The organism is Rossellomorea sp. GAMAL-10_SWC (genome assembly GCF_049568075.1).
In the GTDB taxonomy this organism is placed as follows: Bacteria; Bacillota; Bacilli; order Bacillales; family Bacillaceae_G; genus Gottfriedia.
The window spans coordinates 1,188,330-1,201,625 of sequence record NZ_CP144911.1; the positions used below are offsets into that span (position 1 = coordinate 1,188,330).

At 32.8% G+C, this 13,296-nt stretch carries 14 protein-coding genes and 1 riboswitch; of the genes, 9 read left to right on the top strand and 5 right to left on the bottom strand.

The window, feature by feature from the left end:
- Positions 1-217 precede the first annotated feature (217 nt).
- Positions 218-1,180, bottom strand: coding sequence for a helix-turn-helix transcriptional regulator (locus tag V5E38_RS05655; RefSeq protein WP_499212483.1), 963 nt, complete (start codon positions 1,178-1,180; stop codon positions 218-220).
- 109 nt (positions 1,181-1,289) lie between these two features.
- On the opposite strand from V5E38_RS05655, the gene V5E38_RS05660 reads away from it, so the two are divergent.
- Positions 1,290-1,769, top strand: coding sequence for a GyrI-like domain-containing protein (locus tag V5E38_RS05660; RefSeq protein WP_499212484.1), 480 nt, complete (start codon positions 1,290-1,292; stop codon positions 1,767-1,769).
- Between the two features lie 259 nt (positions 1,770-2,028).
- Here V5E38_RS05660 and V5E38_RS05665 read toward each other — a convergent pair whose 3' ends face one another.
- Positions 2,029-2,694 carry an O-methyltransferase gene (locus V5E38_RS05665; protein WP_499212485.1) on the bottom strand — a complete coding sequence of 222 codons (666 nt, stop codon included), beginning with the start codon at positions 2,692-2,694 and terminating at the stop codon, positions 2,029-2,031.
- 189 nt (positions 2,695-2,883) lie between these two features.
- On the opposite strand from V5E38_RS05665, the gene V5E38_RS05670 reads away from it, so the two are divergent.
- Positions 2,884-3,261 carry a VOC family protein gene (locus V5E38_RS05670; protein WP_097975394.1) on the top strand — a complete coding sequence of 126 codons (378 nt, stop codon included), beginning with the start codon at positions 2,884-2,886 and terminating at the stop codon, positions 3,259-3,261.
- A gap of 49 nt (positions 3,262-3,310) precedes the next feature.
- On the opposite strand, the gene V5E38_RS05675 is transcribed toward V5E38_RS05670, so the two are convergent.
- Positions 3,311-3,796 (bottom strand): QueT transporter family protein, encoded by a 486-nt coding sequence (locus V5E38_RS05675; protein WP_387324623.1) that lies wholly within the window; start codon positions 3,794-3,796, stop codon positions 3,311-3,313.
- Positions 3,797-3,801: 5 nt separating this feature from the next.
- A riboswitch (PreQ1 riboswitch) is annotated at positions 3,802-3,846 on the bottom strand.
- Between the two features lie 184 nt (positions 3,847-4,030).
- Here V5E38_RS05675 and V5E38_RS05680 point away from each other — a divergent pair.
- Positions 4,031-4,984, top strand: coding sequence for a carbohydrate kinase family protein (locus tag V5E38_RS05680; protein WP_499212486.1), 954 nt, complete (start codon positions 4,031-4,033; stop codon positions 4,982-4,984).
- Positions 4,985-5,399: 415 nt separating this feature from the next.
- On the opposite strand, the gene V5E38_RS05685 is transcribed toward V5E38_RS05680, so the two are convergent.
- Positions 5,400-6,557, bottom strand: coding sequence for an iron-containing alcohol dehydrogenase (locus V5E38_RS05685; protein ID WP_499212487.1), 1,158 nt, complete (start codon positions 6,555-6,557; stop codon positions 5,400-5,402).
- A gap of 23 nt (positions 6,558-6,580) precedes the next feature.
- A complete protein-coding gene (locus V5E38_RS05690) occupies positions 6,581-7,117 on the bottom strand; it encodes a flavodoxin family protein (RefSeq protein ID WP_097975385.1) in 537 nt (178 codons plus the stop codon).
- 337 nt (positions 7,118-7,454) lie between these two features.
- Between V5E38_RS05690 and V5E38_RS05695 the strand changes: the two genes are divergently transcribed.
- From V5E38_RS05695 to hisC, 6 genes are all read left to right on the top strand, one after another.
- A complete protein-coding gene (locus tag V5E38_RS05695) occupies positions 7,455-7,775 on the top strand; it encodes a winged helix-turn-helix transcriptional regulator (protein ID WP_097975384.1) in 321 nt (106 codons plus the stop codon).
- Positions 7,776-8,109: 334 nt separating this feature from the next.
- Positions 8,110-9,225: a 4-hydroxyphenylpyruvate dioxygenase gene (hppD, locus tag V5E38_RS05700; protein WP_069034473.1), complete on the top strand. Its 1,116-nt coding sequence runs from the start codon at positions 8,110-8,112 to the stop codon at positions 9,223-9,225.
- A 12-nt stretch (positions 9,226-9,237) separates the two neighbouring features.
- Entirely contained in the window at positions 9,238-9,849 is a 612-nt protein-coding gene (locus V5E38_RS05705) for a flavin reductase family protein (protein ID WP_499212488.1), read from the top strand.
- 4 nt (positions 9,850-9,853) lie between these two features.
- Positions 9,854-10,750 (top strand): fumarylacetoacetate hydrolase family protein, encoded by an 897-nt coding sequence (locus V5E38_RS05710; protein ID WP_499212489.1) that lies wholly within the window; start codon positions 9,854-9,856, stop codon positions 10,748-10,750.
- A gap of 10 nt (positions 10,751-10,760) precedes the next feature.
- Positions 10,761-11,912 carry a homogentisate 1,2-dioxygenase gene (locus V5E38_RS05715; protein ID WP_499212490.1) on the top strand — a complete coding sequence of 384 codons (1,152 nt, stop codon included), beginning with the start codon at positions 10,761-10,763 and terminating at the stop codon, positions 11,910-11,912.
- 174 nt (positions 11,913-12,086) lie between these two features.
- Entirely contained in the window at positions 12,087-13,169 is a 1,083-nt protein-coding gene (hisC, locus tag V5E38_RS05720) for a pyridoxal phosphate-dependent aminotransferase (RefSeq protein WP_499212491.1), read from the top strand.
- Positions 13,170-13,296 lie beyond the last annotated feature (127 nt).

Consider the following 13,296-nt stretch of genomic DNA (forward strand, 5'->3'; position numbering starts at 1 on the left):
GGTAATTTTTTACTTTATTTGCGATTCTTCGAGATTTAATTGCAGTTTCACTAATTTTAATTGCGATTATCTGTTTTTTAATTGTAGTTTAGCTATATTTATTTGCGATTTTCAGACTTTATTTGCAGTTCGTTGTTTTTAAGCATTTTGATACAAAAATTAAAAAATGGGCATTCTTAATAGTATTGCCTACCACAAATATTTTCAACGATACTGCTTATGGGCAGAATAAGTTTATTCTTTTTTGGAAACTTTCTAAGACATCTTCTGGAATTTTCCTTATCTTGATATCTTCACCTAAATATAGTAACCAATTTGTAAACTCGGTTAATTCTCCAGAATTTTTAACATTTATATAAGTTCTTAGAATGGCTGTGGATTGGTATGGATTTGTATAGGAAATTGAGACTTTTAAAGGATGGTACTTTTTAAACTGAGCAATCGCCATCGGACCAAGTTCAACGATAAGATTAATTTCTTCTTCTTGTTTACTTAGTTTTTCTAGTATTATTTTTTTACTTAATCTTTTTTTTGTATGGTGTGGTATGACATCAATAAGATGATCGACAGGAAAAATCCTTTTCTTTTCATCCACCAAGTCAAAACCTTCAATTAGCCAAAAGCCTTTGTCATGATATAGATGCAAAAGATAAATCGGATAAGAAATGGATGCAAACTCTTCTTTGACGGTAATCAATAAACAAGTATCCAATAGAAGGACTTGGATTAGTTTTTCTAGCATTGGATGAGGTAAGTCTGATAGATCAAGTAAGTCGGGATTTTTTGGATTGGTCCCTTCAAAAAGCAATATTTGATTCAAATGAACAAGTTCATCTTGTTGATTTTCAGAGATCAGACCAAGTAATTTTTCTGTTAAAGATTGACGACTTTTTAGATAAGGAAGTTGTTTATTTCTTGTGGCCATAAATGCAATAAATAGCGCTTTTATTTCATTATCTGTAAAGCGAACAGTTGGGAGGACAGAGTTGTTTAGAACAAAATAACCCCCATCTCTTCCAACTTCAGCGACAAGAGGCATTCCCATCGCTTCAATTTCTTTGACATCTCTTAAAGCAGTTGAACGGGAGATGTTAAATTCTTGCATGATTTCTGAGATTGTAAACTTAGCACGATTGTTTATATATCGCATGATGATATTAATACGTTCAACTTTTTTCATCTGTATCTCCTAAACAGTATCATTTTTTGACATGATTTAAGTTTATTATAAACGTATCAGCTGATGAAATAAATCGCTTGATAAATTTAAAAAAAGGAAGGTTTTTAATATGACAAATTATAAATTAGAAGAAAAAGACAGTTTTAGAGTTTTAGGAATTGGAATTGAACTTAAAAGCGATTATACAGATTATGTAGGGATCAACAAAGAAAAGGAAAACTTCTGGGGGGCTATTAAAGAAGATGGTAGATTAAACGCTTTAAAAGCTATAGCTACAAATGACTATATTTTTTCTGTGAACGAAGCTGTAAATAATAAGATGATGCATTATGCTGGAGTCATGACTGGGGCAACAGTTCCTGAGGAATCTAGAGATATTCAATTCCCCAAAGGAGAATACCTAGTTGTAGAAGGAGAAGGGAATACAGCTGATGAATTGTGTAATAATCTTGCTGGCATCGCCTTTGGTCAAGTATTACCAGAAGTAAAGGATTTTGCCTATGTTGGTGGGCCAAACGCAGCGGTTATTATGGGAAATCGAAACGGCTTAGTCTTTGGAGAAATGTGGATTCCTGTTGTGAAAAAATAATGAAAAGGGGGAAGTAATTATCGTTGATTTCAAAAATGTTTCTACGGTAGATTTAGAGACTTCCCCTCCTGTGGAGTATACAACCGTAAGCTGCAATTATTGCGTTTAAATAGTAAAGAAGTATGGACGGTTACTTATTGTTCATACTTCTTTTTTGCTTATTTAGCATCCAATTCAATTAAATTTAGTACTCTCCAGGACTCGAAATATTTTTCCTAGAGCTAAATAACCCCATATCAAGAAAGTAAATTTTGTGATGTTACTTTACAACACCAATCACAAAACCATCATATCCTTTTAATCCGACAGTCTGAATTGCTGAAGTGTCAATACGAGGGTCTGTTGCTAATAGATCCATTAATTGTCGTACACCCTTAACACTTTCATCTTGACTCGTTTCATAAATTATCTCTCCGTTTCGAACGACATTATCCACAATAATTAAAGCGCCTGGACTTGCTAATTTTAATGCCCAATTTAAATAGTGAGGATTATTTGGTTTATCGGCATCGATAAATACGAAATCAAATAAAGGCTTTGATTCTTTTAATGTTGGTAATGTATCTAACGCTTTTCCTATAATAATTTCTACTTTTTCTTGCAAATTTGCTTTTATGATATTTTGTTTGGCAACTTTTGCATGCTCATGGCTAATTTCTAAGGTTGTTAACTTTCCATCTTCGGTAAGTGCACGAGCTAACCAAATACTACTGTATCCACCTAAAGTACCGATTTCTAAAATGTTTTTAGCGCCTTTAATTTTTGCTAATAGATAAAGTAATTTACCTTGAGTTGGAGACACATCGATACTAGGTAGGCCCGCTTGATCATTTGCAAGTAATACATTTTCTAAGATAGGATCATTCGGAATTAGTTTTTCGATAAAATATTCATCAACATCGTTCCAAATAATGTTATTAGGCAAGATTAATTCCCCCTTACTTTGTACTGTTTCAAAAAAGTATATGGTATTGTTTGATAAAAATGCTTCAACAGGAAAAGGAAAATAGTCATACACATGAAGTGAAAATTCATACTTATTCGGTTTGTTTTGCAGAATTATCTTTGCTAAAATAAATAGGTAGTAAAATTAACCAGTAGAGGAGATTTTTATATGATTAATAAAATCGGTAAAGTTACTGTTTATGTAGAAGATCAAGAGCAAGCAAAAGATTTTTGGATTAATAAAATGGGGTTTGTTCTAAAAATAGAAATGCCAATGGGACCGGATGCTAAATGGATCGAAGTAGGTCCAAGCGAAAGTGAATTTACTACTTTAGTTCTATACTCTAAACCTTCAATGGAACAATTTAAACCAGAAAAAATAGCTCATCCATCTGTACTTTTTAGCACAACAGATATTGAAGCTGCTTATGAAAAAATGAAACAAAATGGCGTAAAAGTTGATGACCTGATGAAAATGCCATACGGTTCAATGTTTAATTTCTACGATCAAGATGGTAATGATTATTTATTAAGAGAAGACAAATAATACATAAGAAAAAGAGTTGTTTCTATATAGAGAAACAACTCTTTTTTACTTAAATAAGATGTTCGAATTTTACTCGTTTATTTAAATAGTACATAATCGGTATACCAATAACCATCACTACAAATTCACCAATGGCTGTAGTTAAATAAGTCATAGGGAAAGGTAAATGAAATGCTAGTTTTAATTCGATTGCGATTAAGAACATAGTAATCGTAAATACAACCGTGTTAACAATCATTCTCGGTATAATACCTTTTATAAATTTTGACGTTGCAATTGTAATTAATAATGAAATAATCGATTGGCCAACACCAAAGACTAAATCATATGCCATTATTGGAGAAAAGAAAAAATTAGCTAATATAACTCCTAAAACTACTCCATATATGTACTTTTTATTAAATACGACTAAGTGGTTAAAAATTTCGGATACACGAAACTGTACATTCGTAAACCCGAACGGTTGAATAAAGTACGTAACTGCAATATAAAGTGCAGCAAATACTCCATTAACAGTAATTGTCTTTAACTTCATTTTGTTTCTCCTTAGTTTTTTTTCGTGGGAGGTTCTCGAACCACGTAAAAAATATATTTTTTAAACGTAAGAATAAATATTATACTTAAAAATAATTTTAGTCAATAATAAAAAAGAAATTAATTATGAAAATAAGTTCAAAAAAATACTTTATAAAAAATATATTATACTGGTATAATTAGTTAATCAAAACAATTTATTTTTCTTTCAGTTTAAAATGAAAGGACTGACAAAATGACAATTCCTTCTAATCCATATATATTAGTATTTGGTGTTTCGATATGTGATATTATCGGGTTTACGAAAAAAAATTATCGTCCATATGATTCAAATCCAGGCAGTGTGAAAGTATCGTTTGGTGGTGTTTGCCGTAATATTGCAGAAAATATGGCAAAGATCAACTTAAATACAAAGTTTATTTCAGTCATTGGTGATGATATCAATGGAATCAACATGTTAAATCACGCAAAAAATATGAACATAGATATGGAAGACACGTTAATTATTAAAGGTGAATCTACCCCAACCTATTTAGCCATATTAAATGAAAGCGGAGAAATGGTCTCTGCAGTAGTAGATTTAGATATTACAAACAATTTTACAAAGGAGTTTATAGACTCCAAAGCAAAGGTTATTCGAAATGCTGAATATATGGTAGTTGACGCGGATAATCCAAATATTTTGGCTTATTTATTAACAAATTTCCATAATGAAACAAAATTTATTTTAGATCCAGTTTCTGCTTCAAAAGCTTCAAAAATAAGAGATTATATTCAATATTTTCATACGATTAAACCAAATCGTCATGAAGCTGAAGTGCTATGGGGAAATGAAATTACATCAGTTGAAGATGTACGAAAAGCTGGCCGATATTTTAGAGAATTAGGCGTAACAAATGTTTTCATTAGTTTAGATGCAGAAGGAATTTATTATAATAACGGAATAGAAGAAGGTATTATCCAAGCCGATGGAGTTTCAGTCGTGAATGTAACAGGAGCGGGAGATGCTTTAGTTGCTGGGATCGGATATGGCTATATGAATAATATGAGCATTGTTGATACAGTTAAATATTCGGTTTCAATGTCTTCTATTACAATTTCACATGTCGATACGATTAATCCGAATATGTGTTGTAACGTTGTAGATCACCATATTAATGAACTTAATTGGGTAGAAATGCAATTTTAATTGAGAACCTTTTAGTGGGTTCTTTTTTTGTTTTTGATTAGAAGATTGCAGTAAATTTAGGTAAGTAGCAGCTAGATTTGAAATTGCAAATATAATTAGTAAAGCTAAGTGCAAAGAAAATTAGTGAGTGCAAATAAGGTCAGTGAAGTCGCCAATAAAATCATGGATAGATGTAATTAAAGTCTGTGAAACTGCAAATAAATTTGAACTGCAAATAAAATTAGCAAAACAGCAATTAAAACCAATATAACTGCAAATAAGCCAACAAGAAACATCCAAAAAATATAAAACAGCAGATAGTAATCAAAAAACTTAATAAATCGAACCAATAGGGTATTGGTTCAGAACAATAAAGATCAACTATCACACACATACTGAAAAAAGAACCTCGCTTAATGCAAGGTTTTTTCCATCATTAAAGAGAACGAACTAAAATATCTCGTGCACTTTCTTTATCCAAAATTTTGTAACCACCAACTACTGGTTTTACGAATGATTTTTCTACTAACTCGTCTAGACGTGAGTCGTCAATTTGATAATCTGCTAAACGGTTTGGTGCACCGATTGCGTTCCAAAAACTTCTTAGTGCTTGGATCCCTTCTTCTGCAACTTGCTTTGTTGTTTTTCCTTCTTCAGAAATTCCAAAAACATTTGTTGCTAGCATTTTAATTCTGCTTGGATCATAGTCTAAGCAGTGACTTAACCAGTTAGGGAATATGATTGCTAATCCACCGCCATGTGGAATATCGTAAATGGCAGATACTGCATGTTCAATCTGATGTGATGCCCAGTCGCCGCCATCTGTACCGTTTAATAACGTATCATTAAAGGCTGTTGTTCCAGCGTACATAATTGTTTCACGTAATTCATAGTTTTCTAAATCCTTAACAAGCTTTCCACCAGCTTCGATTACAGTAATTAATAAACTTTCGATAAAGCGGTCAATCATAGGTGTATTGCTAGCACGGTGGAAATATTGCTCTAATGCATGTGACATAATATCAACAATTCCATAGATTGTTTGATCGATTGGTACCGAGAATGTATAAGTAGGGTCTAAAATTGAAAATTTAGGAAAAACGAATGGGTTACTCCATCCTCTTTTTTCATTTACTTCCATATTAGATATGACTGATGTGCAGTTCATTTCTGATCCAGTTGCTGCTAAAGTTAAAACAGTACCAAAAGGAGTTGCACTTGTTGGTTGGGATTTTCTAGTAATAAGATCCCACACATCTCCTTCGAATGGAACGCCAATTGCGATTGCTTTAACACAATCGATTACACTGCCGCCGCCTACTGCTAAAATAAAATCAATTTTGTTATCTTTACAAATTTGAATTCCTTTTTGCACAGTTGTTAGTCTAGGGTTTGGTTCAACGCCAGAAAGCTCAAAAATCGTTTTACCACTTAGTTGGTTCATTACGTCATCATATACGCCATTTTTTTTAATACTACCACCACCATAAACGACAAGTATACGATGATATTCTTGTACTTCATTTGCTAATTGTTCAATTTGATTTTTCCCAAACCATAATTTAGTTGGGTTATGTTGTAAAAATGGAATCAAGGTCTTGCTCCTTCTAGTTGTACTTACTTATTTTTTAGTGTTGTGTTTAGCAATTGGGCTTGCTGAATGGCTAATTGATCTTCCAATATTGCTCCAGGTGAATTTCCGGTACCAATAATATGTCCTTCAAGTGTTGCTCCAACAAATTCGAAAATATGTTTAAATTGTAAAATTAATGGTAGTGCTTTAATTTTTGGCTGATCGCCACCAACAATTACGACATACATTTTTTTGTTTTTCATTTTTTCAGCGAATTGTAGATCTTTATTACGAAGACTTTGAGACCAACGATCAATAAAGTTTTTCATGTATCCACTCATTCCATACCAATATAAAGGTGTTGAAAAAATAATCGTATCATGCTCTAGCATTTCTTTAACAATTTCCTCGTAATCATCATGAATTGGTTGGAAGCCATTTGGCTCATGTCTTTGGTCGTTAATTGCCTTTATATGTTTATGACGTAATTGTACCTCCGTCTTGGCAACATCTTTTGTAATGAGATTTGTTAGTTGCTCTGTATTTCCGTTTTCCCTAGAACTACCATGAATGATAAACATATTGTTTCCACTCCTTTTTGAATAAATTATGTTTGTAATTATGAATGATAACGATCTTAAAATAAAGTACGTACTAAAAAGTGCCTATAAAACTTTTTGGATCAACCGAGTCTATAGAACTAAGTTTGGGCTTTTTATAACTGATAAATATTTGAACTATAAATTATTTGTATGCTATATTTTATGAACATTTACTGTTGACTGCAAAATCATTGTTAGGACAATAGTTATATATCCACAATATATGGTGATATTTGAAGTTTTCATTTGTACTAAAAAAGTTGAGTAAAATAACTTTAATTTTAATTAAATAGTAATTAGCAATGATGGAGGATATATGAAAGAATATAATATGCCGATTGAAGCAGCGATTGAGGTAATAGGTGGTAAGTGGAAATGTATCATACTTTGCCATTTAGAAACTGGTAAAAAAAGAACGAATGAGCTTAGAAAACTGATGCCTAAAATAACTCAAAAAATGTTGACACAGCAATTAAGAGAGTTAGAGGCAGATGGTCTAATTAATCGTATTGCTTATGATCAAATTCCACCTAAAGTGGAATACGAATTAAATGAATACGGTAAATCAATGAAACCAATTTTGGATCTCTTATGTGCATGGGGCGGAAATCATATAAAGAAAAGCAAAACGAATTAATACGATCGTTATAAAATTAAGAAACGACAAAAAATTTATTAAATTGAAAATTTTTTGAAGGAATTTAAAAAGAAGTGTAGAAATATTTATTTTAGAGACCACTATATAAATGTAAAATCGATTCATAAAACGATGATTACATTAATATAGTAGTAAAGGTTGTGTGTTCGTTAGGGAAATTCCTATATATTTCTAAATGGTATTCTTGGCGAATTGTCATCCTTGTTAAGAATTTTTTTTATGCGGTTTATTTGTTTTGTAAGCGTTTACTTAACGCTCTTACATAGTTTTTTCTTTTCTTTACAAAAATCGTAATTTATAGGGGGAAATTAAAATGAAACAAGATGAATTAAAACAAACAAATACAAGCTATGATGTTTTTCCAGTATCAGATGTGCATCATTTAGAATTATATGTAGGGAATGCGAAACAAACAGCTTATTTCTTCGCAAACACTTTTGGATTTACACCAGTAGCATACTCTGGTTTAGAAACTAAAGTACGTGATAAAGTTTCTTACGTATTAAAAAATGGTACGATCCGTCTAGTTATTACTGGAACTTTAAAAGAAGATTCTAAAATTGCTGACTTCATTAAAAAACATGGCGATGGTGTTAAAGATATCGCTTTATTAGTAGATGATATCGAAGCAGCGTATCAAGGTGCAGTAAGCCGTGGAGCAATTAAAATTTTACCTCCAACTGAAGTTAGCGATGAGTATGGAACAGTTAAAAAAGCTGTAATCGGAACTTATGGTGATACAATTCACACATTAATTGAAAAAGGCGATTACAATGGTCCTTTCTTACCAGGATATAAAGATCGTGCTTTCACAATTCCTGTAAATGAAACAGGACTAATCGCATTAGACCATGTAGTTGGTAACGTTGAAAGAATGGAAGAATGGGTTTCTTATTATGAAAATGTAATGGGATTCCAATCAATGATCCATTTTGATGATGACGATATTAGTACTGAGTATTCTGCATTAATGTCAAAAGTTATGACAAATGGAAGCAGAATTAAATTCCCAATTAATGAACCAGCTGAAGGTAAAAAGAAATCACAAATTCAAGAGTACTTAGACTATAACAATGGACCAGGCGTACAACATATTGCTTTATTAACTGAAGATATTGTTGATACAGTTACTAAGCTTAGAGCTTTAGGTGTAGAATTCTTAAAAACACCAGATACGTACTATGATATGTTAACAGAGCGCGTTGGAAAAATTGATGAAGATATTGAGAAATTAAGAGAATTAAAGATTTTAGTTGACCGTGATGATGAAGGGTATTTATTACAAATTTTCACTCGTCCTATCGTTGACCGACCAACTTTATTTATTGAAATTATTCAACGTAAAGGTGCTAGAGGATTTGGTGATGGTAACTTTAAAGCATTATTCGAATCAATCGAGCGCGAGCAAGAACTTCGAGGAAATCTATAAGGAGTTGTAACAATGGAAATTAGACCGGATACTTTACCATGGCAAGATGCTTATAAGCTGTTAATTGGTTCAGTGTTGCCTCGTCCGATTGCTTTTGTTTCAACTGTAAACTCAGAAGGTGTAGCGAATGTTGCACCTTTTAGTTTCTTTACAGCGATTTGTGCTGACCCGATGTTAGTGTGCTTTGCACCAATGATCAGAGGTACAGACGGCGAGAAAAAAGACACATTAAAAAATATTGAACAGACGAAACGATTTATTATTAATATTGTAAGTGAAGAAATTTGCGATCAAGTTAATAATGCTGCTGCAGATTTTCCATATGGAGTAGATGAATTTGAACAAGTTGGGCTTACAAAAGTGGATGGAACAACTGTGCAAGTTCCTCGAGTAAAAGAAAGTTTAGTAGGACTAGAATGTGAGCTTCATGAGCTACTACATTTTGGTGAGAACAAAGGTGCTGGAAGTTTAGTAATTGGTAAAGTCGTTAATGTTCATATAAATGATGAATTATATGCAGATGGCAAAATCAATACTGAAAAGCTAAATCCAGTCGGTCGCCTTGCTGGTCATTCTTACACTCGTGCTATTTCTGATACTTTTGCAATTGAAAGAAAAAGGTGAAGGTATGAAATTTATAACTTTTCAATATGATGGTAATGAGCGTGCAGGTTTATTAGTTGAAGATCAAGTCATCGATCTGAATAAAGCTAGTAATGGCCGAATTCCAGCGGATTTACTAACAATTCTAGAAAACTATGATTTATATAAAAATGAAATAGCAGAAATAACAGAAGAAGGTATTCCACTTTCTTCCGTTCAATTGCGAGCACCATTACCAAAACCACAAAGTATTCGTGACTTTTATGCCTTTGAGGAGCATGTGAAAACTGCTCGCGGCAGAAGAGGTCTAGAGATGATACCTGAGTGGTATGACGTACCAGTTTTCTATTTTACGAATCATCGAGCGGTTATTGGACCTGAAGATCATGTCAGCATTCCAATTAATTGCAAAAAGATGGATTTTGAATTAGAAATCGCTTGTATTATCGGTAAAGAAGGTAAAGATATCCCAGTTGAAGAAGCCGATGATTATATTCTTGGCTATACAATTTTAAATGACTGGAGTGCTAGAGATATTCAAGCACATGAAGTAAAGGTTGGCTTAGGTCCATCAAAAGGTAAGGATTTTGCTACTTCTTTAGGACCTTGCATTGTAACGAAAGATGAAATTGAGAAATTTAGAACAGGTAAAAGCTATGATTTGAAGATGACAGCTGCAGTTAATGGAAAAGTCATTTCTAGTGGCAACTTTTCTTCAATTTATTATTCCGTTCCAGAATTAATTTCTCATGCTTCAAAAAATGTAACGCTATATCCAGGTGATGTGATTGGCTCCGGAACTGTTGGAACAGGTTGTATTTTAGAACTTGGTGAAGAAATACATCGCTGGTTAGAAGATGGAGACGTCGTTGAGTTAAGCATTACAGGTTTAGGTACATTACGAAATACTGTAAGAAAGTGAGGGGAAGCGTGTGTATTATCGTAGTCTAGGTAAGATTCCAAAGAAAAGACATATTCAATTTCGTAAAGAAGATGGATCATTATACAGAGAGCAGGTAATGGGAACAAAAGGATTTTCAGGTACTCAATCTATTTTATATCATAACCATATGCCTACATCCGTTAGTGAAACATCATTTTATAAATCACTTCAAATCGAATTTGAAGAACAAACATCCCTGCAACACCGCCATATTCGTACAAACAATTTAGAGCATACAGGTGATGCTTTAGAAGGAAGAGTATACGTTTTAGGTAACTCTGATCTGTTAATTGCAGTTGCTAACGTAACGGAAGAAAGCAAGCATTTTTATCGAAATGGTGAAGGAGATGAAATGTTCTTCGTCCATTACGGTTCAGGTGAAATCCAAACAATGTTTGGAACAATTACTTACCGTAAAGGGGATTATATCATGATCCCTATTGGAACAATTTACAAAGTAGTTCCAAATGATGATACGAAGTTTTTAATTGTTGAGTCAAATAGCCAATTAACAACGCCAAGACGTTATCGCAATGAATATGGCCAAATGCTTGAGCATAGCCCATTTTGCGAACGTGATTTTAGAGGACCAGAAACATTAGAGACATATGATGAAAAAGGTGAATTTACTGTTCTAACTAGAGCAAGAGGAAACCTTTATAAACATGTCTTAACACATCATCCATTTGATGTAGTAGGTTGGGATGGGTATTTATATCCATGGGCATTTAATATTGAAGATTTCGAACCGATTACAGGAAGAATTCATCAGCCACCACCAGTACATCAAACATTCGAAGGACATAATTTTGTAGTGTGCTCATTTGTACCAAGGATGTATGATTATCATCCTGAAGCAATTCCAGCGCCTTATGTACACAGTAATGTAAACAGTGATGAAGTCCTTTACTATGTAGAAGGAAACTTTATGAGTAGAAAAGGGATTGAACAAGAGTCTATTACATTACATCCATCAGGTATTCCACATGGACCACATCCAGGTAAAACTGAAGGCAGTATTGGAAAGAAAGAAACATTAGAACTAGCAGTTATGATAGATACATTTAGACCACTTTACGTAGTAAAAGAAGCACATCAATATGAAGATCCGGCTTATATGGGTAGTTGGATTGAAAAGTAGAGTCTTTTGATTCTACTTTTTATTTGAATTTGAAACAAGCTATGCTCAAGATAACGCAGGTATTATGGAACTAGATAATTTGAAATATTCTTGAAAATAGTACTAGATTAAAAGCTTAATAATATGATAAACTGACAACATTATACAAAACTTTGAATAAAAGGAGAAAATAGCATGTACGTGAAACCACAAATTTTGACTCTTCAAGCATACACACCAGGAAAACCAAGTGAAGTAGTCATGCGTGAATATGGTCTAGACAAAGTAGTAAAACTTGCATCAAATGAAAATCCATTCGGATGTTCTCCTAAAGTTTTTGAAGAACTACGTAATGTAGTAAGTAAGTTTGCGATTTATCCAGATGGAGCGACAGAAGAAATTAGTAACAAATTAGCAAACTTCCTAAATATACAGCCGGATCAATTAATATTCGGAAGTGGTGCTGACGAAGTTATTCAAATGATTAGTCGAGCGTTGCTTACAAAAGAACATAATATTGTACAAGCATCACAAACTTTTTCACAATATGCTCATCACGCAGTTATTGAAGGTGCTGAAGTTAGACCTGTACCTTTAGTGAAAGGTGTACACGATTTAGATTCTATGCTTGAACAAGTAGACGCGAAAACTAAAATTGTTTGGATTTGTAATCCAAATAACCCAACAGGTACATATATTGGAAGCCGCAAATTAGTCGAGTTTTTAGAAAAAGTACCAAGCTCAACTTTTGTAGTTGTTGACGAAGCTTACGTTGAATATGTATCAGCATCAGATTTCCCTGATACAATCTCATTACTAAATAAATTTGAAAATCTAATTGTATTAAGAACATTTTCAAAAGCATACGGCCTAGCATCTTTCCGAATTGGTTACGGAATCGCAAATAGCAAATTAATTCAAGAATTAAATATCGCTAGACTACCATTTAACACATCAATGCTATCTCAAGTAGCAGCAATAGCAGCACTTGAAGACCAAGTCTTTATTAAAAACTGTGTTGAACAAAATAAAAAAGGCATGGAACAATACGAAGAATTCTTCAACAGCTACGGAATCGAATTCTACCCATCTCAAGCAAACTTTATATTTGTTCCACTTGAAAACAGCCAAGAAATCTTTAAAGATCTAGAATCAAAAGGATACATTATCCGTTCATTCCCTAATGGAATTCGAATTACAATCGGAACTGCTGCTGAAAATGAAGGACTAATCTTACATTTAAAGCCAGCATTAACGAAAAATACTTCTACAATCTAATTAATTGGAAAATCGTCATTTTTAAGAATGACGATTTTTTTGATTTATCTATATATAACGAATATAGGTGAAGACAAGCTTTATTATAAATTGCAAAACAGGAATGTAATATGCGAGCTTGTTCAAC

Coding starts and splice junctions, on each gene's coding strand:
- V5E38_RS05695 (WP_097975384.1), top strand. CDS start 7,455: ATGAAAGAATATAATATGCCGATTGAAGCAGCGATTGAGGTAATAGGT.
- hppD (WP_069034473.1), top strand. CDS start 8,110: ATGAAACAAGATGAATTAAAACAAACAAATACAAGCTATGATGTTTTT.
- V5E38_RS05690 (WP_097975385.1), bottom strand. CDS start 7,117: ATGTTTATCATTCATGGTAGTTCTAGGGAAAACGGAAATACAGAGCAA.
- hisC (WP_499212491.1), top strand. CDS start 12,087: ATGTACGTGAAACCACAAATTTTGACTCTTCAAGCATACACACCAGGA.
- V5E38_RS05655 (WP_499212483.1), bottom strand. CDS start 1,180: ATGAAAAAAGTTGAACGTATTAATATCATCATGCGATATATAAACAAT.
- V5E38_RS05675 (WP_387324623.1), bottom strand. CDS start 3,796: ATGAAGTTAAAGACAATTACTGTTAATGGAGTATTTGCTGCACTTTAT.
- V5E38_RS05710 (WP_499212489.1), top strand. CDS start 9,854: ATGAAATTTATAACTTTTCAATATGATGGTAATGAGCGTGCAGGTTTA.
- V5E38_RS05680 (WP_499212486.1), top strand. CDS start 4,031: ATGACAATTCCTTCTAATCCATATATATTAGTATTTGGTGTTTCGATA.
- V5E38_RS05660 (WP_499212484.1), top strand. CDS start 1,290: ATGACAAATTATAAATTAGAAGAAAAAGACAGTTTTAGAGTTTTAGGA.
- V5E38_RS05705 (WP_499212488.1), top strand. CDS start 9,238: ATGGAAATTAGACCGGATACTTTACCATGGCAAGATGCTTATAAGCTG.
- V5E38_RS05670 (WP_097975394.1), top strand. CDS start 2,884: ATGATTAATAAAATCGGTAAAGTTACTGTTTATGTAGAAGATCAAGAG.